Raw genomic sequence first — 19,886 nt, 5'->3', positions numbered from 1 at the left:
TTTATTGAATGGAATTTGTGTGAGGGCCCTTGTTGCCCGGATCACCGGTAAAGCGTTCCTGGAGTCGCTGGAAAATGACATAGAGCACAGGTATGATCAAAAGCCCCACCACTACTCCGAACAGCATTCCGCCAATGGCGCCAATACTGATGGAATGGTTACCCTGGGCAGAAGGCCCGGTGGCAAAAATCATGGGTACCAATCCTACAATAAAAGCCAGCGAGGTCATGATGATGGGCCTGATACGGGATTGTGCGGCTTCTATGGCGGAGGCTATAATGCTATGGCCCATACGTCTGTGTTGCGCTGCGAATTCAACGATTAATATTGCATTCTTGGCCAGCAGCCCGATAAGCATGATCAGGGCAACCTGCACGTAGATGTTGTTATCGATCCCGGCAATACCAATGGTAGCGAATACCCCTAATATTCCGGTTGGTATAGATAGCATCACCGCCAGTGGTAATATGTAGCTCTCATATTGTGCTGCCAGTAAAAAGTATACAAATACAAGGCAAAGCATAAAGATGACCACAGACTGCCCACCGGAGGATATTTCTTCGCGGGTAATTCCCGAAAATTCATATCCATAGCCTGTAGGAAGGCTTTTTGCGGCGACTTCTTCAACAGCCCTGATCGCATCCCCGGTACTGAAGCCGGGTTTGGGGATCGCATTGATTTTCATTGAAGTGAAAAGGTTATAGCGTGAGGCGGTTTCAGGGCCAAAGGTCCGTTTAAGGGTAACGAGCGTGTTGATAGGCACGCGCTCACCAAATTTGTTTTTTACCAGTACACCGTCCAGTGCTGAAGGATCATTACGCTCGGCAATATCGGCCTGGAGCATTACGCGGTAGTATTTCCCGAAGCGGTTAAAGTCCGATGCCTGGGTTGCCCCAAAATAGGCCTGCATCGTTTGGAGGATGTCTTTTGTACTTACGCTCAACTGGTCTGCTTTTTCATCATCGACTTCGAGTTCGTATTGCGGATAATTGGCCTGGAATGAGCTAAAAGCGACAGCAATTTCCGGGCGTTTCATTAATTCAGCAATAAAATTATCGCCTATGTTGCCGAGTTTGTTCAGATTGCCACTACCTGTCTTGTCCTGTAAGACAAAGTCCAGCCCCTCAACATTACTGAATCCAGGTACGGTTGGGAAGGTGAAGACAAAGAAATTGGCATTTTTAATTACCGCTAGTTTCTCCCTGATGATCAATACAATCTCATTGATATCCTGTACCGGCCCGCGCTCTTTTTTTGGTTTGAGCAGTACAAAGGTGACGTTCTGGGACGGGCTATTGGTCAGTGTAAGGATGTTCAGCCCGCTGGTTATACTCAGTACACGCAGGTAGGGTTCTTTGAGCAGTAGCTTCTCTATCTCCTTTGAAACTTCCATATTGCGATCCAGGGATGCCCCGGGAGGCAGAGAAACGGCAACGGCAATAAAGCCCTGGTCCTCGGAAGGAATAAAGCCTGTCTTACTTTGGTTCATAAGGAAAACCGTTATAATCACTACAAGCCCCAAGCCTGCCATGCTCAGCCATTTGTGCCTGATGAGGAAGGAAAGGGAATGGGTATACCTTTGGGTCATGTTGCCGAAAGACCTATTGAAACCGATGAAAAATTTGCCGATAAAGCCTTTCCGGTGCGTGCCTTCTTCTTCCAGGTGGACATTTTTCAAAAATAAGGCGGCTAACGCCGGTGTTAGTGTTAGGGCATTGACTGCGGAGATTACTATGGCGATAGCCATGGTGAAGGCAAATTGCTGGTAAAATATCCCGGTAGACCCTTTTAGGAAGCCTACGGGTAAAAATACCGCAGCCATAATCAGCGTAATGGAGACGATAGCCCCGCTGATCTCGCTCATTGCCTTCATGGTAGCACTACGTGCATCCAGGCGGTCGTGTTCCATCTTTGCATGGACCGCCTCGACGACGACAATGGCATCATCGACGACAATACCGATAGCAAGGACCAGTGCAAACATTGTAAGGAGATTGATGCTAAAGCCGAATATATACATGAAAAAGAATGTCCCCAGGATGGCTACCGGAACGGCAATAGCAGGGATAAGGGTTGAGCGGAAATCTTGTAGGAACAGATACACCACCACAAAAACCAACAGGAATGCCTCGATCAGTGTATGTACCACCTGGTCGATTGATTCATCAAGCGCTTCTTTAGTACTATAGAGTATCAGGTACTTTACTTCTTTAGGGAAATTCTTGGAGGCTCTTTCCATTATATTTTTGATCTCTACCTGGATATCGTTGGCATTGGAACCACTTTGCTGGAAAACACCGATCATAAAGCCCGGTTTGCCGTTAATGGAGGTATGGCTGCCATAGGTATAGGCCCCGAATTCCACGCGTGCCACATCCTTTAGCCTAAGCACCGAACCGCTGGCATCGGAACGGATGATCATGTTTTCATAATCCTGGGGCTTATTCAGCTTCCCCTTGTATTTTATGATGTATTCAAAAGACTCGGTACTGCTTTCGCCCAGTTTTCCGGGCGCTGCCTCTACATTTTTATCCTGGATTACGGCCATGACCTCTTTTGGTGTCAGGTTATAATTTGCCATTTGCTTCGGGTTAAGCCATATGCGCATCGAATAATCCTTATTACCGCCGGCAACGACGACTGAGCCTACGCCCGGGATTCGCTTTATCTCAGGCATAATATTTATCTGGGCATAATTAACTAAGAATGTTTCATCATATTTTGAACCATCTTCTGAATACAGGTCGACAGACATGACATTACTGTTCTGCTGCTTGGCTGTGGTTATGCCCTGTTGGATGACCTCGGGGGGAAGCTGGCTCTGGGCCTGCGATACCCGGTTCTGCACATTTACGGCGGCTTGGTCAGGGTCAGTGCCCAGCTTGAAGTAAACAGTCAGTACTAAACTGCCGTCATTGCTGGCGGTGGAATTCATGTACATCATGTTCTCTACGCCATTCACGGCTTCTTCCAGCGAAGGGGCGACGGATCTTAAAAGCGTTTCAGCGTTGGCTCCCGGATAAATAGCCGTTACCTGGACCGCAGGTGGGGCAATATCAGGAAACATTTGTAACGGAAGCTGGAGCAAGCCCAGGACTCCGAGGATTACAAGTAGTATTGAGATAACGGTCGCCAGGACAGGTCGCTCTATAAATTTCTTTATCATGGTCTTAATTGTGTTTAACAGTAGCAGCCGCCTGCAAATCGGCTGACGGTTCCTGTGGAATTATTTTTTCGCCTTCCTTTACATGCTCAATCCCGGAGGTGATGATCTTGGTGCCTGATTTAATGCCGCTTTTTACATAATAATTTTCATCATTTTTACCGGAAACTGCGATAAGTTGCTTGGCCAGTGTATTACCGTCCCCCACGGTGAATACGAAAATTTTATCCTGCATTTCTAGCGTGGCGGCCTGTGGGATAATGGCAACATTATCATGCAGGGTTCCCAGGCGTATTTTGCCCGTGTTCCCTGAGCGAAGGGTTCGTTCGGGGTTAGGGAAAGTTGCCCTGAGTGCCACCGCGCCAGTATTTTGGTCAAACTGCCCATCGACCATATCGATGTGGCCCGGGCGCTGGTAGACTTTGCGGTCTGCCAGGATAAGCCGCACGGCCGGAAGGTTTTTGATCTTTTCTTCAACTGTAATTCCCTTATACTGTTCCTTGAATTTCAGGAAATCTATTTCACTCATCGAGAAATAGACATGCACATCATGGATATCGGAAAGAAGGGCCAAAGGCTCAGGATCATTTGCCGAGACAAGGCTTCCCTGCCTTTTTTCAAGGCGCCCAACGTACCCGCTTACCGGCGCCTTGATTTGGGTATACCCTAATTCTATTTGTGCTGATTTTACCCCGGCGCGGGCGTGGTCAACATTTCCCTGGGCTGTTTCTTTTGCAGCTTCGGCAGTCTTGAGCTGGTAAGAGGATACCACGTTATTTTTTACAAGCGGACCTAACTTTTCAACTTCAAGCCTCGCTGTAGTTAGTGCACCCTCGGCGGCGCGGAGCGTGGCCCTGGCCGTGTTGAGGCGCTCCCGGAAGGGATGGTCGTCAATAACGAATAGTAATTGCCCTTTTTGTACAAAAGCGCCTTCATCCACAAGCAGCTTTTGGAGCTTGCCGCTGATCTCGGGGCGGATCTCTATATTGTCAGTACCTTCAACACCGGCGGGATATTCCTTAAAAGTGGTAGCGGTGTCTACGGTAACGGACATAACTGGCAGGCTTTGAAGTGCCTGCTGTGGGGCGTCCTGTTTTTTGCTGCAGGCAATGAGTACTGCAGCAGCAGAAAGAAATGTAATGAGTTTTTTGACTTTGGGCATGGGTAGCCCGGACATCGTGGATTTTAAATCTGACATAGTAAATTGTTTAACAATAAATAAATTGATTACGGAGGGATGGGACAGGTAACCGCGTGAAGGTTTTAGGCGCCTCGGCCCGGTACTGATGCTACCAGCATGTTCATTATCCCGTCAAGAGCCCCGGTCAGCACCTGCATGCTCACCTTTTCAGGTACGTCGTCACGTATGTGGTTGATGGAAATGAGGCCATGTATGGTTGACCAGAATGTATAGTAATATTTCAGCGCAAGTTCTGATGGCGCTTCCTGCTCGTGCAGGATTTTCTGTATAACTGAAATAAACAGGGACACCGATGCCTGGGCCTCGGGCAGGGTTTTCTTAAAGTCGCAGCAAATGAACTCGATGCCAAACATGATTTGGTAGCGCTGGTGTTCGGAAACTGCAAAATTCCAATAGGCGATCCACATGGCGGGAAGTTGCCGTAAGGGGTCACTGGTCCTCGCTAATGCCTGGGAAACATGCCTGGTGAGTAAAACAAAACCGTCGCGGGTAAGCTCCCTTAAAAGATCGTCTTTATTCCTGAAATATTCATAGATCAGGGGTGCAGTGTATTCAATTGCGTCGGCGATCTTGCGCATGCTAAGTGCATTCCAGCCGGATTCTTTGCCGATCTGCAGGGCGGCATCCATTATATCGCGCCGTACCTGTTCCTTATGCCGCTCCATTCGTTCTTTGCTTCCCATAACTGATTTCTGTAAGCGTATCACTTAAATGTGATAGTTGTTTTAACAGTGTAAAGTTACCCCGGCGGTGTTCAGGAAATTGGGCATAATCAAGCGGAAAATAGGCAAAATCAAACAACAGTATTTTTTCTGAAGGTGCTGGGGGTACTTCCCACGCTTTTCCTGAAAAACTTTACAAAATGGGAGAAATCCTCAAACCCCAGGGACCAGGCAATCTCCATAATGTTCCATTCGGTATCCTGAAGGAGTACTTTTGCCTCTTTAATTATTCGATCTGCAATAAGTTGGGTGGTCGTCCGACCGGTGACTTGCTTTAGGGATCGGTTAAGGTGGTTGACATGTACGGACAGGGAGTCGGCAAACTCCAGCGGATGGCGCAATATCATCCTGTACGATGGGTTGATTATTGGAAATTGGCCTTCAAGCAATTCCTTGAAGTACCCGGTTATGCGTATAGCGCTGTTCGATTCCCTTAGCTGCAGGTGCGGGGCGGGCTGTTGTTTAAGCCCATCGAGGATCAGCTGTAGGACTAAAGTGCGTATAACATCATATTTATAGCCAAATTCCTGTGTAATTTCCTTTTCCATCCCGTGAAATATACCCGTAAAGGAATCCAGTTGTTCCTGTGTGATTTCCATGATAGGCGATGCCTCAGGATCAAAAAGGGGGTAGCTCGCAATGTTGGCGAACTTGTCAAAAAAATCGATTGTAAATACACACAGATACGCTGGATGCTGCTTACCGATCGGCTCAAACCTATAGATCATATTAGGGCGCGAAAACAATATGGCCCTTTCTTTAATTTCCACAACTTTTCCAGCATAATGTACCCTATTGTGCCCCTGGTGGATACTGATCTTGTAAATACCCTTTTTGTTATAGGGCTGGCATACAAAGATGTCATCAGCGGGCAGGCGTACCACCTCGAAATTGTAATTTGCTAAATTATTTGAAGGGGTGCTGTACAGGTTACGGCTTACAGGCAGCTGTGGTGTTAAAGCTAGGGTCTCCATCTTAGATAATGTTACGATTATTTAAAAAAAACACGATGTTCGGAAAAATTATATAAGTACTTATTGGTCACGTTTACAATAGTAAGGTTAGGTATGGTTTTTGTATCTTTGCCCCTATGGCAAGAAATGTAGAATTTAATGAAGATTTAGCGATCCAGAAAGCCATGGAGGTATTTTGGAAAAAAGGCTATAGCGGTACTTCAATGCGTGACCTTACCGATGCTATGCAAATAAACAGCAGTAGCTTATATAATACCATTGGTGATAAACACCAATTATTTGTCAAGTGTATACGCAACTACGTTGAAGGGCGTATAGAGGATGCCAAGGCTAACGCTGACAGGACGAAATCGCCGTTGAAAGCGATAGTCAATTTTATTAACGATGCTGCGAATACTATTCTCTACAGCAACAATAGTTGCCTGGCCATCAAGACTACCTTTGAATTGGCGGCCACCGACGCTGATATACAGGCCATACTAAAACAGGATAATGATTTTACCTACGAGTTTTTACTGCGTCTGATTAAAGGAGCAGTCGAGGCAAATGAGATCGATTCTAAAACGGACCCGGAAACCGTAACGGATTACATTATAAATGCATTTACGGGTTGGCATGAATCTTATATCTTACACCAAGACCCAATAAGGATCAAGAAAATGGCAAAATACCTTATAGAACAAATCTCTAAATAGTTGGTCATTATGCTGAACGCCTGCCTGCCGTTGGAAACAGTATGCCATAGTTATAAATAAATTAAAGCCTGCTGCACTGCACAGCAGACTTTAAAATACGTGACAGATTAGATAACCTTACCTCAGACAATGAAACGACTACGGTCCAGGTGGAATAAATGCTTCTTTAAATTCCTTTAACGCACACATTCAACAACATCAAGTAACGCGGATTCTGCTGTTTTACAATATACATATTCATAATTTCGAAACATTTGTTTTAGAATAGAACCTTAAAAAGTGGTTGGGATTGTGCCACCATCGATCACGTAATTAGCTCCTGTAATATAGGAGGCTTTAGGTGAAGCCAAAAAGCCCACTAAATTGGCAATTTCTTCAGGACTTGCCAAACGGTTCATTGGCACCCCGCCCAAACTGTCCATCACCACTTGCGTCGTTTCTTCAAAGTTTTTACCGATAGTAGTCCCTAACCCATTTAGGAAGGTTTCCATGGCTGTAGTTTTGACCATGCCCGGGGAAACGGTTATTACGCGCAGGCCATGTTGGGCGACCTCACTTGCCAGCGTTTTACTGTAATTATTCAGGGCTGCTTTGGTAACTCCGTACGAGAAATTCGAAGCATAAAGCGGAAGTTTACCGTTTAATGAAGAGATATGGATAACAACCCCTGTTTTTTTATCGATCATAGACGGTACAAGGGCTCTGTCTAACCGGATTGCCGCCAGAAGGTTTAACTGCAGATCGTTTTCCCAATCTTCATCGGAGAGCACGCTGAAACCTCCTGCAGGCGAAGAAGTGCCCCCGACATTATTAATCAGGATGTCCAATCCGCCATAATTTTCCGTAATAGCCTTAGCAAGGCTTTCGTTATCTTGGCTCTTGGTCAAATCAGCGGCGATAAAATCATAGTGTATGTCTTCTGCCGGCTTGCTTCGGGCGGTAACGATTACCGTAGCACCCAGCGATGCCAGCTCATCAGCAATAGCTTTTCCTATGCCTTTTGTTCCCCCAGTAACTAATGCAACTTTCCCTTCTAATTGTCGAATTGTGTCTTTCATTTTTTTTATATAATTTAGTTTTTAAAACGTTTGTTTTAGATTTATTGCAAGATATTTAACTTAAAAGGACTGAACCGGATCCCTTAAAATTGTTTTTAAATGCTTTTGGCTCTGTCCCTGCTCAAAATGGGTCACGTGAATTTCATGGTGCATCCCTGATTTAGCCAATTTGTTGTGATCCGCAAAATCCTGAAGGATTGGCAATGTTTCTAATTCGTCGGCGAAAGGCCCTACATGCATTACCTGTACACATTTACCTGCGGTATACACAAACTTTTCAAATTCATAAGCAAAGGGGATAGTACCGTTTTTATTGATTGTACTTTCAATATCTTCCGCTGTGATATATTCCGGCAGAAGAATAGCAATCCTATACTGTAGTAGACTTAAATCAAGGGTTGTATAGAAGTCACCTATATCTACGAATCCATGCTTCTCGTCAAACCAATAAAATATTTCGACGATATCGCTTTTAAATTCCTTACCCGTTCCCTTAACGAGATTTTGAAGGTGACCCACAAATTCAAGTATTGCTTTTTTCTTCTGGTAAAATTGTGTCGTTCCTGGACTTCCGGTCCCTAGTAGGGATAGATAATTCATTTCTCCAATCTCTACTATTTCGGGTTTCGTGCCGGCAGCGTAATAACTGCTGAATGCATCGGGAATGTTGACTGTCTTCATAATTATAAAATGTTTGTTTCAGATTTAAGTCTTAGAATATTTGTTCATCCGGGAAGCAAAGTTAATTAAATATTTGAAACATTCATTTCAAAATTTGATAATTTTCTGTTTCGAAACCTTCCCAATGCTAAACACATAATTGCTTTTGTACCTCGTTTATTTTCCGGAAGTCCCTTTATCAATCAACTTTTTAATTGGAAAAACTCGCAGCTATGTGATAGAGATGTTGTGCGTTTAAAACTTAAAGAATATTTTCATAGTATACTTTTACCTTATAAATAGATCCCGATAGCGTCCTTGTCAGCAAGGAAATGGAGTTTTCCGTTTGCAGGCTTGATTAAGTTCATTCAGTATACGGGATTATATTTATCGTAAAGTACCTGTCGGAATGCATTGCTTTTACTTTTTCCAAAAGTATCGATCACGCTTACTTTTAAGTTTCTGAAATTTTAAGTCGGCTCACTGAAAACTTTATAATTGCTTAAGCTGTAATAAAAGAGTTGCAGCCTGGATAATCGAAGTTAACCAAATTAATGTAAACATTAGTCAGCTACAGCGTAAATAAGAAGTTATATCTTACTTGTGAATAATTTAGATAAACGTTCCAAATCCTCTTCAAAATAGTTCGACATTTGTTCGGGCAAGGCTACAAAAGTATTTTATTTAAAACGAGCTGGTTAGTGTACATTAACCAGCTTTTTTATATCTAATATTTTACTACTTTTAAAGACAGTACACCAAACAGCCAGCATTTTGCCACTCAAAAAGAAATTTACACAACCCAAAATTTATATAGGAGGAGTTGATATTGCACTATGGGATCAACTCTCTAACGAAGAGCAAAGCAATGCACTTTCTAAAGATTGGTATGTGTATTATAAATTTATTGATGGCGATACTGATACGTTAATAGGATGCCTAATATAAAGGGAGGTGATAACAGATTGAAAACGATTTCCTTTACCGCCATTGCTGCAATGATTACCAGCCTGTTTGTAACAGTGGTAACCCAGCGGTTAGACCGCAGGCATGTGCTGTTATCTTTCTGTCTGTTGCAGGTACTGTCGAATTTACTGGTTGTATTTGCTCCCAGTTTTGCGTTACTGTTACTTGGGCGTATTCTTCTTGGCATTGGCCTCGGAGGGTTCTGGGCAATGTCTGCGGCTACGGCAATGCGGTTAGTACCGGAGCATTTGGTTCCAAAAGCCTTATCCATTATCTTCGGATCCCTGTCTGTTGCAACTGTAGTGGCCGCGCCAATGGGCAGCTTCCTTGGGGCACATATAGGCTGGCGCAATGTTTTTCTTATTGCTGCTGCTATAGGGCTTATTGCTATGGTTTGGCAGGCAATGACTCTGCCTTCAATGCGAACCGGGAAACGCGTGCAGGTAACTACGCTGTTTCATGTATTAAAACGCCCTAAAATAAAAGAAGGATTGCTTGCAACTATGTTCATCTTTATGGGCTATGCTAGATTTTTACCTACCTGCGCCCTTTTTTAGAAAAAGCCGCGGGTGTTGACGAGAATATACTTTCCATTATACTGTTAGGTTTTGGGATAGCCGCTTTTTTTTTTTGGCACAACACTTAGCAGGTTCCTGCTTGAAAAGAAACTAAAACAGTCACTGGCTTTCGTTCCATTAGTAATGGGTATCCTGGTCGCTGCCATGGTATTGTTCAGCGACAGCCTAATAGTAGTTTCTGTATTCATTGCTTTATGGGGAATGGCCTTTGGGATAGTGTAGTTAGGATGGCCTACCTGGCTAACACGTACCATTCCCGATGAGGCAGAAAGTGCCGGAGGTTTACAGGTTGCCACCATACAACTCGCCATTACAATGGGAGCTGCCTTTGGTGGAATATTTTTTGACCATACAGGGGCATCCGGGGTTTACATCAGCAGTAGTATAATACTGTACTGGCAGCTGCCGCAGCTGTTTTTGCTTTTTAAGAATAAACGACCATTAAAATAAATTGTATGCCTTTAAATCGAAGATTTGAATTGGCATTATGCCACAAAGAAATATGACGATACAAAAAGTGTAGCAACTAAGGATATTGAAATAATCATTGAAGCTGCCCGACTGGCCCCATCGTCGTACGGCTTGCAGCCTTACAGGGTTATATCGATAAACAATCAGGAAATTAAAAATAAAATAGTCCCGATTTCCTAGAACCAGCAGATTGTGGCTGATTGTTCGCGCCTTTTTGTGTTTGCGGCATGGGACGGTTATGGCAGGAAGCGCGTGGAGAAGATATCTCATGATACTGCTAATCAAAGAGGCTTGGAGAAGGGTACAACATTCGGTAACCATACCGAGGCTATTATTGAATATCAAATTAATCTTTCCGAAATAGAAGCACGTATTGATACTGTAAAACAAGCCTGTATTAGTTTAATAATAGATAAGGCTCCCTATTTTTGTATAAGGTAATGTGCCGTTTACCCAAAATTTTGTAATGTAACGGCTGAGATGTCTAAAAGTGTACGTACCTCCAAACTTTTAAGCCAGGTTTTTGAAGATTCACCCTCCTTTTGTGGATACATTGCCATATGTGGCAGAAATGCCAATACGCTTGTAGCGGTATAACCGAGCTCAAGCAAATTATCGGCCAGGAGGCTGTCACCACCGCCTACATCGATTATTGCCGAAGAAATTCCGATTCCGGAACTTTCAATAAGTTGCAATGACGTGTGCGGGATTAACTGATACCAACTCACTTCCCCTGTTTTTTTTGTGCTGTAAACCGTTTCCCAGTGCTGTTTTTTATCCATCAGATAATTTTTTTAAAGATAAAAATTAAAATAAACGTTTCCGTGATCCATCCGGTATGTTTTAGGATAATTGTAATAGCCCTAAATCTACTAACTGTTCATGACTTGAAACATCTTTTCATTCCATTCTTTCATGCCCCCGGCGTAGTTTTTCACCTCTTTAAAACCATTTTTTGCAAGCAGCGACTGTGCAATAGTAGCCCTGTCGCCACTCTGGCAATGGATCACTATTTCTTTGCTCTTATCAATCCTATCAAGATGCTTTTCAAGGGTTCCTACAAATATGTTTTCGGCTCCTTCAATGTGCCCCGCGTTATATTCGGTCGCGTTGCGTACATCGATGACCTGGACCCCCTGCAGGCCGATGTAGTATTGAAACTGTTCGATATTAAGTATTTCGCTGCTTTCTGGTGTTATGCCGATTTGGGTTATATCCTCTATAAAGCCCAGCATACTATCAAGGCCTATGCGCATGAGCTTTCGTGTAAGACCGTCCATTTGCAACGTGTCAGCAATTAGGATAAAAGGCTTATCATAGTTTAATATCCACCCGCACCAGGTAGCGAAAGAGTTGATATCCTGTATGTTTATGCTTCCGGGTAAATGCGCTTTTGCGAAATCAGCTTTACTGCGCGTATCAATTATCGTAATACCTTTAGTGTAAGCCTTATCAAATTTTTCTTTGGTAAGTTTTTTATGTTTTGGCACATTGATAAGCAGTGGGCGATTGACTTTGTTGAGGTGCTTCATCATGGCAAAGTATTTTGGGGGTTCCGGCTGTCCCTCCAAAAGGTAGTCTACAAATCCCTGCTCATTGTTTTCATACTGAAAGGCCCAGTTGCGTATCACTTCATATCCTACGGTAGAGCTGGGCACTGCGCCCAGGGACTTACCACAAGCGGATCCGGCGCCATGCCCCGGCCATACCTGCACGTAGCCAGGGAGTTCTGCAAAACGCTGTAGGGAATCATACATTTGCCTCGCGCCTTTTTCCTGCGTTCCTACATAACCGGCAGCCTTTTCTAAAAGGTCCGGCCTGCCTATATCGCCCACAAATACAAAGTCGCCTGTAAATACCATCACAGGCTTATCGGTGGCCGGGTGGTCGGTCAGTAAAAAGCTGATGCTCTCCGGCGTATGGCCCGGTGTGTGCAGCACCTCCAGGGTAAGCTTGCCTACTTTTAGGATATCGCCATGCTTAAGGCCTACATGATCAAATTCATACTGCCACTCGTCGCCACCCTCATCAGACAGGTACATTGTAGCCCCTGTTACAGCAGCCAGTTCGCGAGAGCCGGCAAGGAAATCGGCATGGATGTGCGTTTCGGCAATATGGGTAATTTTCATATTGTTTTGCGCGGCAATTTCAAGATAGGTGTCCATATCCCTTTTGGCATCAATTACAATGGCTTCGCCTTTTGCCTGGCAGCCTATAAAGTAGCTGGCCTGTGCCAGTGAGGTATCGTATACGTGTTGAAAATACATAGCTATTATTTTAAGTTGTTGTTATTAACCCGGTTTAAATTATAAAGTAAAATTAGTATAAGGGGGCAACCTGTGCAGTAACAAAAGTTACACAGCACTTATCGGATAAAAAGTTCTTTAACAATAATATACAGACCCATAAACAGTACAAAGTAGCCAAAACCCGCCTTAAGCTTTTCGCCGTTTACTTCACGGGAAACCCGTATACCTATAAAAATGCCCACTATGGCAACACCGGTAAAAGGCAACAGAAATCCCCAATCTAGTGCTTTTCCAAAGGCATCGCCCGCAAAACCGGCCAAGGATTGTATGGCGATGATGAATAGTGACGTGCCCACGGCTTTTTTCATGGGCAGCCCCGCCAGGAACACCAATGCAGGGATGATAAGGAAACCGCCCCCGGCACCCACCGCCCCGGCCATGAAGCCGGTACCAACGCCGCTTGTAATGAGTTTTATCCCGGGAACACGTCCAATACCGGTAAGGACCGGAGCCGAACGTATCATTTTTAAAGCAGCCAGCACCATTACGGCAGCAAAAAGTACCATCAACACTAACGGCTTCGTAACGATAAGGCTTCCCATCGTGAACATAGTGTAAGGAACGGCAGGTATAAGCCATGCACGTACAAAGCACGCTGTAATCAGTGAAGGAAGGCCGAAAAAAAGGACGATAGTAAAATTCACATTGCCTTGCCAGATATTCCGGATGCCGCCTACAAGCGCAGTACCGCCAACAACAAACAGGGAGTAGCCAGTTGCGGTAACGGCATCAAAGCCCAGTATATATACTAAAATGGGTACTGTAAGGATAGAGCCACCGCTGCCCACAAGGCCCAGTGAAACCCCAACAAGCAATGCCAAAAAAAAGCCTGATACCATTAAAAGATCCATATAATTATCTTTAGAAATATCAGGCTAAAGTAGAGCACTCAGAGAGGCTGTGCAGTAACAAAAGTTACACAAGCCTTATTATTTTAAAAGTTCGATGGTATTGCGGTGCAATTTCACAATCCCTTCGTTTTCCATGGCCTTGAGCAGCCTGGAAACCACAACACGCGAGGTGTTGAGCGCGTAAGCTATTTCCTGGTGGGTATTGGCGACGGTGGCAGTATTGTTCACTTTTGCCTTCTCTTTTAAATAAGCCAGCAGCCGCTCATCCATTTTCATAAAGGCCAGGTTGTCTATAGCCGTGAGCATTTCGCTAAGCCTTTTGTTGTAGCTGCTAAACACAAAATTGCGCCAGCTTTTGTATTTGCCCAGCCATTCCTCCATTTTAGCTACAGGGATCATGGCTACAGTACCAGCGGTTTCAGCAATGGCACGTATTTCGCTTTTGGTATCGCCCATGCAGCAGGCGAGGGTCATGGCACAAGTATCACCTCTTTCAAGGAAATAGAGCAAGAGTTCCCCTTCGGTACGGTCCTCGCGAAGGATCTTTATGGCACCGCTAACCAAAAGGGGCATCTGGCGAATGTATTTGCCTATTTCAATGAGTTTGTCGCCTTCTTTAAAATCCACAAAAGAGGCCAGCCCTGAAATTTCGTCAATCAGGGCTGGCTCAAAAATATTACCATACGCTAATGCTATCGCTGCTTTCATATTGTATTGTGCTACATGTAAATATACAAATTAATGGGGCAGCTTATTTTTTATTAGCCCATAGGTCCATGTACCTGCCAGGGCCCCTCCAATTACTAAAATAATGGGGCCGAACCCAGCACCTAAAAGCGTGAACATCGGCCCGGGGCAGGCTCCCGCAAGTGCCCAGCCCAGCCCGAACAAGGTGCCGCCTATTGCATAGCGGGCAATACCTTTTTCTTTAGGGGCAATCTCTATTTTAGCTCCCCCTATGTGTTTTAATTCTTTGTGCCTGATAAGTTGCACGATTATAGTGCCTATTACTAACGCAGACCCGATAATGCCATACATATGGAATGACCCAAACAGGAACATTTCATAAATGCGGAACCAGGATGCCGCCTCGGACTTGAACATCACGATACCAAAAAAAGTACCGATGATAAGGAATACGATGTTTTTCATAACTACGGTATTAAAACAGTAAAGGGAATACTACATGTACCATGATAAGGCCACCGGTAAAGAAGCCAAGGACTGCAATGAGCGAAGGCAGTTGCAGGTTGCTCAGCCCAGAAATGGCATGGCCGGAGGTACAGCCACCGGCATAGCGCGCACCAAAACCCACCAAAAAGCCGCCTGTAATAAGCAGCATCACCGTTTTCAACGATGTAAAGGCACTGTTGCCAAATAATTCGGAAGGCTGGTACGTGCTGCCTGCGCTCTTAAATCCGATGGTGTTGAGTTTCGCAACCACATCAGGGTTGATATCAGGCACAGGGTTTAGGGAAAGGAAATTCACAGCAATGAAGCCACCAAGCACGGCGCCTGCCATTACATAGAGGTTCCAGCGTTGTGAGCGCCAGTCAAACGAAAAGAAATCGCAGGTTTTTCCCGCGCCAAGGGCAGCGCAAACGGTACGCAGGTTGGAGGACATTCCGAAATTTTTTCCGGCAAATAAGAGCGCCGCCATTGTAAGTGCAATAAGCGGGCCTGAAATATACCAGGGCCAGGGTTCATACATCCAGTTCATACTTTTTAGTTTTAATGACGGCAAAGTAATGCGATGTAAAACATATGGTCAGTAACATTTGTTACATGGGGTAAAGTAAAATAAATTCGCTACCATCAGTATCCGACCTTCTCCCGGTAGGCTGTAGCGTCCAGTAGTGCACTTAGCTCTTCAGGATTTGACAAATGGACCTTCAGCATCCAGCCTTTTCCAAAGGGGTCTGTATTAACCAGCGTTGGCTCATCATTTAAGGCAACGTTTACCTCCAGTACCTTGCCGGATACCGGCATAAAGAGGTCACTCACGGTCTTTATGGCCTCCACCGAGCCGAAGATTTCATCCTGGTCCAGGTTTGTGCCACTATTTGGCAGGTCTGCATATACAATTTCGCCCAGTTCTTTTTGGGCGAAATCGGTAATGCCGATACTACCGATAGTTCCTTCGACCTTAATCCAGGTATGCTCGGTATGGTACTTTACGTTGTCAGGAAAATTCATGGCTTCTATTTTTAGATTAATAAGCATTGCGCAGCATATCTGCAAATTCATCGGGTAACGGACTGTCTTTTATCCCGGCAACCGCTTTTTCAATATCATAGGCTACGCGGATAAACCCGACCGTGATAGTATCTTTATCTGATAAATTGCTGTTTTCGGTAAGGGTCAGCATCACGTAGCAGGCGCGTGGGTCGCCGTCCTTTGGTTTGCCCACTGACCCCACATTTATGGCGTGGACATACTCTTGATCCGTCCCGTTTCCTGCCGGAAGGATCCTGTGGTAAGGTTTATGGGAATGGCCGAAGAGTAAGATGTGGGCACCGGTATCGGTAAAAATGTTTAGGAATTCAGCCTCATCCTTGTCTTCCAGCAAATATTCTTTGTTGCTGTACGGGCTGCCGTGCACCATAAGGAGATGTATGGGTTTGCCGTTGAAGCTGAACTCCAGGCGAATGTGGGCCGGGAGCGTAGCCAAATAGTCCATTTCATTAGTCCCGATGATGGAGTAGGCATAATTGCTGCCTTCAGTTCCATCATGCCACACTTTTTTCGCCTTGGCGTCATGGTTCCCGGCCAGGGTGGCAATGCCGCGCTTCCTGATTTCATTGATAACCTCATTAGGCCATACATTATAGCCCACTAAATCGCCCAGGCAGTATATGGCATCGGGCTTTTGGCTGTCAATGCTTTTTAGGGTTGCTTCCAGTGCCGGGAGGTTGGCATGGATGTCGGACAATATTGCTATTCTCATACTTATATACCGTTTCGCAGGCTCTCTGCATAAGCATTGGGCAGCGGGCTGTCCTCAACAGCCTTTGCCGCTTTTTCCACATCATACTCAAAGCGTACAAACTCAGCTCGTACACTGTCTTTATCGGAAACAGAACCGTTCTCGTCAATAGTAAGGAGTACATAGCCGCCCCTTGGGTCACCGTCTTTAGGCTTACCCACAGATCCGATATTAATGGCATGCCTGAAATGGTCAGAACCCTCATTACCACTGTTCATAACCCTGTGGTAGGGCTTATGGGTATGCCCAAAACACATAATGTCGGCATCGGCCTGCTGCATAATGCGCAGCATGCTTTTCTCGTCGCGGTCTTCAAAGAGGTATTCGTTTATTTTACGGGGGCTCCCATGCACCAGGAGCAGGTTCAGCTTGTCGTTATTGAGATGGAATTCCAGTTTTATATGTGCGGGCAATGTCCTTAGGTATTTACGTTCATCATCATTGACCAAAGAATTGGTAAAAGATATGGATACCGCACCATTTGCTTTTTCGTCATCCGATTTATAGGCGCACCCGCAATCATCGCTCGTACGTCCAATGCCAAAATCGTAATTACCAGCTATTGTTGGGATACCCCTTTTTCTTACTTCATTAATTACCTCATTGGGCCAGATATTATAACCTACTAAATCGCCCAGGCAGTACACTGCATCAGGCTTTACGGTTTCGAGATGGGCAAAGAAAGCTTCCAGTGCCGGAAGGTTAGCGTGGATATCGCTGAATAATGCTATTTTCATTATTAGATAGTATTAGTAGTAGTGGGTGTAAAATATTTTTTCCTGAACCAGAAGGCGACGTTGACCAGAGCAATTAGTGCCGGAACTTCGACTAAAGGCCCAATCACACCGGCGAAGGCCTGACCGCTGTTGATGCCGAAAACGCCAATGGCAACCGCTATGGCCAATTCGAAATTATTGCCGGTGGCTGTAAAGGCAATTGAGGTGCTTTTAGAATAATCCGCGCCAAAATATTTACCGGCGAAGAAACTGATCACAAACATTACCGTAAAGTAGATGACAAGCGGAATAGCTATGCGCACCACATCCATAGGTATCTGTACGATCAATTCGCCTTTAAGGCTGAACATGATCACAATTGTAAAGAGCAATGCTATTAGGGTTATGGGCGAAATAAAAGGCACGTATTTAGTAGAAAACCAATTTTCACCCTTTAGCTTTATGAGTGCATAACGGCTAATGATTCCCAAAGCAAAAGGGATACCGAGATAAATGCCTACACTTTCGGCAATCTGCCCGATACTGATGTTTACCTCAAAACCATCATAACCAAAATACGGTGGCAATACGGTAATAAACAGATAGGCATAAACACTATACAGCAACACCTGGAAGACACTGTTCAGGGCAATCAGCCCTGCGGCATATTCACGGTTACCCTCAGCAAGGTCATTCCATACAACAACCATTGCGATGCAACGGGCAAGGCCAATTAATATCAGGCCTATCATATATTCCGGATAGCCGCTTAAGAATAAAAGCGCAAGGAAGAACATCAGTATTGGCCCTACAACCCAATTGAGCAAAAGGGATGCGCCTAATATTTTAGTATTCTTAAAAACGGTACCCATTTCTTCATACTTCACTTTGGCGAGTGGTGGATACATCATGAGTATCAGTCCAATTGCCAGGGGGATATTGGTGGTGCCACTGGAAAAGGAGTTGATAAACCCACTGCTGGATGGTATAAAATAACCTATGGCAACACCGAAGGCCATGGCCAGGAATATCCACAAGGTAAGGAAGCGGTCCAGGAAACCCAGTTTTTTCCGGTTGGCCGCAGGGGCGCAGTTGTTTGCTGACATATACAGATGGATTTAGCAGCAGCCCCCGCCGGGAGCACAGCTGTTGGAATTATTAGAGCCTATAGCGGATAAGCTTACCTTTTGTTTTTCAGCAGGGATACCACACTGGTCTAGGGCAAGGCAGGCCGTCTGCTTGTTTACCAGCGTAAACGCTGCGCCGTTAAAGCCCAGTCCGTACCTGCCTATAGTAGTGCCCTGGTATTCTACTTCAATCTCGTAGTCTTCGATGCCCAATACTTTTTCGGATAAAGTAATAATGTCCAGCAACTTTTTAGGCTTAAGCCTGTGGTCCTGATCACCGGCATCCTCCCAGAGCTGGAAGTTAACCACTGTCTCTTTCCTGACGGTGCCCCCGCAATCAATAAAGTTTTTTGTGATGAGGCCAACCTCCGTCACGTGGAAATTTTCAGGTACACGCGTGCCGTCAGGCAGTACAAAATTTACAGCTTCAACAGCCGTAAGATGATTTTTAATTTCGGATAGTTTCATAGTCGTAGTGGTTTTGTTTAACAGCATTCGCTTTGGTTTTTCTTTTTATCAAGGTAAGCAGCGATCTGCTCAAAGAACCCTTTGATTTTCTCGAAGCCCGGCTCGTTGATGCAGTAGCAAATTGCGGCACCTTCAATGTTACCCTTTATTAGCCCGGCATTTTTTAATTCCTTTAGGTGTTGTGATACGGTAGGCTGCGCCAGGGGCAATTCGTTTACGATGTCGCCGCATATGCAGGTATCCACTTTCATTAGGTACTCTACTATGGCAATCCTGGCAGGGTGCCCGAGTGCCTTAGCTAAAATCGCCAACTCGTTTTGCTGCCCTGTAAAATGATCTGTCTTTGTCGCTCCCATCTCTTATATTTTAATATTGCAATATTACGATATAAAAAGACTGTCATCGTAGTATTACGATATTTAACAATTAGTTAATATTAGTATCATCCCAAAATTTTACCTACTTAAAAGATTGGTATAAATTTAACTGAGTTATTTCGTTAATAGAGTTACTTTCCTGTTATAAAGCCCTAAATTTGAAGCCTTATCCTTGTGACAACCGATAGCCCGTAAGAGTGTAACGCATGAAAAGTTTTAAAATCATCTATTTTATACTATTGCTTAGTATTTCCTATCCCGGAAATGCGTATGCGGCGGCACGTTGTGAAACCAAAAGTCGTACTACTGAACTTGAATTGTTCAATAGTGCTTCTTTTAAAATTGTAAGTTCAAGTTTGAATAGAAACGCAAAATTCGTCACCTGTTCATTTTCTGATACTGCACGGATCAAATCGTTTTTTAATAAAGGATCAAGAAAGAAGGCACTGCCTTTAGAGAGTGATTTCTTTTTTCTTTTTTATACTGCAAACTTTATAAAAGTCAGTATTCCGGTCGATCGTGATCTGGTTAGTGGTGTTAAACTTTATTTGTTATCGAAACAAA

At 44.5% G+C, this 19,886-nt stretch carries 23 protein-coding genes; 4 read left to right on the top strand and 19 right to left on the bottom strand.

The genetic code is table 11. The annotated features are described in order from the left end of the window. Position 1: 1 nt before the first annotated feature. The 4 genes from DYH63_RS09030 to DYH63_RS09015 all read right to left on the bottom strand — a co-directional run bounded on the left by DYH63_RS09030 (position 2) and on the right by DYH63_RS09015 (position 6,060). The gene (locus DYH63_RS09030) at positions 2 to 3,166 is read right to left on the bottom strand and encodes an efflux RND transporter permease subunit (RefSeq protein ID WP_116788498.1); all 3,165 of its coding nucleotides are present in this window, start codon (positions 3,164 to 3,166) and stop codon (positions 2 to 4) included. Between the two features lie 4 nt (positions 3,167 to 3,170). Continuing rightward, positions 3,171 to 4,361, bottom strand: coding sequence for an efflux RND transporter periplasmic adaptor subunit (locus tag DYH63_RS09025; protein WP_240409084.1), 1,191 nt, complete (start codon positions 4,359 to 4,361; stop codon positions 3,171 to 3,173). A 65-nt stretch (positions 4,362 to 4,426) separates the two neighbouring features. Next, positions 4,427 to 5,047 carry a TetR/AcrR family transcriptional regulator gene (locus tag DYH63_RS09020; RefSeq protein ID WP_116788497.1) on the bottom strand — a complete coding sequence of 207 codons (621 nt, stop codon included), beginning with the start codon at positions 5,045 to 5,047 and terminating at the stop codon, positions 4,427 to 4,429. A 110-nt stretch (positions 5,048 to 5,157) separates the two neighbouring features. Continuing rightward, positions 5,158 to 6,060 carry a helix-turn-helix domain-containing protein gene (locus DYH63_RS09015; RefSeq protein ID WP_116788496.1) on the bottom strand — a complete coding sequence of 301 codons (903 nt, stop codon included), beginning with the start codon at positions 6,058 to 6,060 and terminating at the stop codon, positions 5,158 to 5,160. Between the two features lie 116 nt (positions 6,061 to 6,176). Here DYH63_RS09015 and DYH63_RS09010 point away from each other — a divergent pair, with 116 nt between their 5' ends. Next, on the top strand, positions 6,177 to 6,755 hold the full coding sequence (locus DYH63_RS09010) for a TetR/AcrR family transcriptional regulator (RefSeq protein WP_116788495.1): 579 nt from the start codon (positions 6,177 to 6,179) through the stop codon (positions 6,753 to 6,755). Between the two features lie 272 nt (positions 6,756 to 7,027). On the opposite strand, the gene DYH63_RS09005 is transcribed toward DYH63_RS09010, so the two are convergent. Together DYH63_RS09005 and DYH63_RS09000 are read right to left on the bottom strand one after the other, a co-directional pair. Further along, positions 7,028 to 7,813 (bottom strand): SDR family oxidoreductase, encoded by a 786-nt coding sequence (locus DYH63_RS09005; RefSeq protein WP_116788494.1) that lies wholly within the window; start codon positions 7,811 to 7,813, stop codon positions 7,028 to 7,030. A 60-nt stretch (positions 7,814 to 7,873) separates the two neighbouring features. After that, positions 7,874 to 8,494 carry a GyrI-like domain-containing protein gene (locus DYH63_RS09000; RefSeq protein WP_116788493.1) on the bottom strand — a complete coding sequence of 207 codons (621 nt, stop codon included), beginning with the start codon at positions 8,492 to 8,494 and terminating at the stop codon, positions 7,874 to 7,876. A gap of 753 nt (positions 8,495 to 9,247) precedes the next feature. Here DYH63_RS09000 and DYH63_RS21275 point away from each other — a divergent pair. Together DYH63_RS21275 and DYH63_RS08995 are read left to right on the top strand one after the other, a co-directional pair. After that, positions 9,248 to 9,421, top strand: a complete 174-nt coding sequence (locus DYH63_RS21275; RefSeq protein WP_162926972.1) for a hypothetical protein — start codon at positions 9,248 to 9,250, stop codon at positions 9,419 to 9,421. A gap of 17 nt (positions 9,422 to 9,438) precedes the next feature. Beyond that, positions 9,439 to 9,996, top strand: coding sequence for an MFS transporter (locus DYH63_RS08995; protein ID WP_162926971.1), 558 nt, complete (start codon positions 9,439 to 9,441; stop codon positions 9,994 to 9,996). A gap of 44 nt (positions 9,997 to 10,040) precedes the next feature. On the opposite strand, the gene DYH63_RS08990 is transcribed toward DYH63_RS08995, so the two are convergent. Continuing rightward, entirely contained in the window at positions 10,041 to 10,316 is a 276-nt protein-coding gene (locus tag DYH63_RS08990; protein WP_116788491.1) for a hypothetical protein, read from the bottom strand. A gap of 175 nt (positions 10,317 to 10,491) precedes the next feature. On the opposite strand from DYH63_RS08990, the gene DYH63_RS21770 reads away from it, so the two are divergent. Continuing rightward, positions 10,492 to 10,668: a nitroreductase family protein gene (locus DYH63_RS21770; protein WP_162926970.1), complete on the top strand. Its 177-nt coding sequence runs from the start codon at positions 10,492 to 10,494 to the stop codon at positions 10,666 to 10,668. Between the two features lie 269 nt (positions 10,669 to 10,937). Here DYH63_RS21770 and DYH63_RS08975 read toward each other — a convergent pair whose 3' ends face one another. The 12 genes from DYH63_RS08975 to DYH63_RS08920 all read right to left on the bottom strand — a co-directional run bounded on the left by DYH63_RS08975 (position 10,938) and on the right by DYH63_RS08920 (position 19,301). Further along, entirely contained in the window at positions 10,938 to 11,270 is a 333-nt protein-coding gene (locus DYH63_RS08975; RefSeq protein WP_116788488.1) for a hypothetical protein, read from the bottom strand. A gap of 90 nt (positions 11,271 to 11,360) precedes the next feature. After that, positions 11,361 to 12,755, bottom strand: a complete 1,395-nt coding sequence (locus DYH63_RS08970; RefSeq protein WP_116788487.1) for an MBL fold metallo-hydrolase — start codon at positions 12,753 to 12,755, stop codon at positions 11,361 to 11,363. A gap of 98 nt (positions 12,756 to 12,853) precedes the next feature. Beyond that, complete coding sequence (locus tag DYH63_RS08965; protein WP_116788486.1) at positions 12,854 to 13,648, bottom strand: sulfite exporter TauE/SafE family protein; 795 nt, start codon at positions 13,646 to 13,648, stop codon at positions 12,854 to 12,856. A 78-nt stretch (positions 13,649 to 13,726) separates the two neighbouring features. Then, a complete protein-coding gene (locus DYH63_RS08960) occupies positions 13,727 to 14,356 on the bottom strand; it encodes a Crp/Fnr family transcriptional regulator (protein ID WP_116788485.1) in 630 nt (209 codons plus the stop codon). Positions 14,357 to 14,386: 30 nt separating this feature from the next. Then, positions 14,387 to 14,800, bottom strand: coding sequence for a DUF6691 family protein (locus DYH63_RS08955; protein ID WP_116788484.1), 414 nt, complete (start codon positions 14,798 to 14,800; stop codon positions 14,387 to 14,389). A 10-nt stretch (positions 14,801 to 14,810) separates the two neighbouring features. Continuing rightward, the gene (locus DYH63_RS08950; RefSeq protein ID WP_116788483.1) at positions 14,811 to 15,368 is read right to left on the bottom strand and encodes a YeeE/YedE family protein; all 558 of its coding nucleotides are present in this window, start codon (positions 15,366 to 15,368) and stop codon (positions 14,811 to 14,813) included. A gap of 95 nt (positions 15,369 to 15,463) precedes the next feature. Further along, a complete protein-coding gene (gene gcvH, locus DYH63_RS08945; protein ID WP_116790785.1) occupies positions 15,464 to 15,844 on the bottom strand; it encodes a glycine cleavage system protein GcvH in 381 nt (126 codons plus the stop codon). Positions 15,845 to 15,860: 16 nt separating this feature from the next. Further along, positions 15,861 to 16,595 carry a metallophosphoesterase family protein gene (locus DYH63_RS08940; protein WP_116788482.1) on the bottom strand — a complete coding sequence of 245 codons (735 nt, stop codon included), beginning with the start codon at positions 16,593 to 16,595 and terminating at the stop codon, positions 15,861 to 15,863. A 2-nt stretch (positions 16,596 to 16,597) separates the two neighbouring features. Further along, entirely contained in the window at positions 16,598 to 17,371 is a 774-nt protein-coding gene (locus tag DYH63_RS08935; RefSeq protein WP_116788481.1) for a metallophosphoesterase family protein, read from the bottom strand. A gap of 2 nt (positions 17,372 to 17,373) precedes the next feature. Then, positions 17,374 to 18,456 (bottom strand): ACR3 family arsenite efflux transporter, encoded by a 1,083-nt coding sequence (gene arsB, locus DYH63_RS08930; RefSeq protein WP_116788480.1) that lies wholly within the window; start codon positions 18,454 to 18,456, stop codon positions 17,374 to 17,376. Between the two features lie 12 nt (positions 18,457 to 18,468). Next, positions 18,469 to 18,945, bottom strand: a complete 477-nt coding sequence (locus tag DYH63_RS08925; protein WP_116790784.1) for a DUF6428 family protein — start codon at positions 18,943 to 18,945, stop codon at positions 18,469 to 18,471. 17 nt (positions 18,946 to 18,962) lie between these two features. After that, a complete protein-coding gene (locus DYH63_RS08920) occupies positions 18,963 to 19,301 on the bottom strand; it encodes an ArsR/SmtB family transcription factor (RefSeq protein ID WP_116788479.1) in 339 nt (112 codons plus the stop codon). Between the last annotated feature and the right edge of the window lie 585 nt (positions 19,302 to 19,886).

Origin of the sequence: Flavobacterium psychrotrophum (genome assembly GCF_003403075.1) — a bacterium.
GTDB classification, from domain to species: domain Bacteria; phylum Bacteroidota; class Bacteroidia; order Flavobacteriales; family Flavobacteriaceae; genus Flavobacterium; species Flavobacterium psychrotrophum.
The sequence above is the reverse complement of the archived record's forward strand: the minus strand, read 5'-3'. Positions and strand labels throughout refer to the sequence as shown.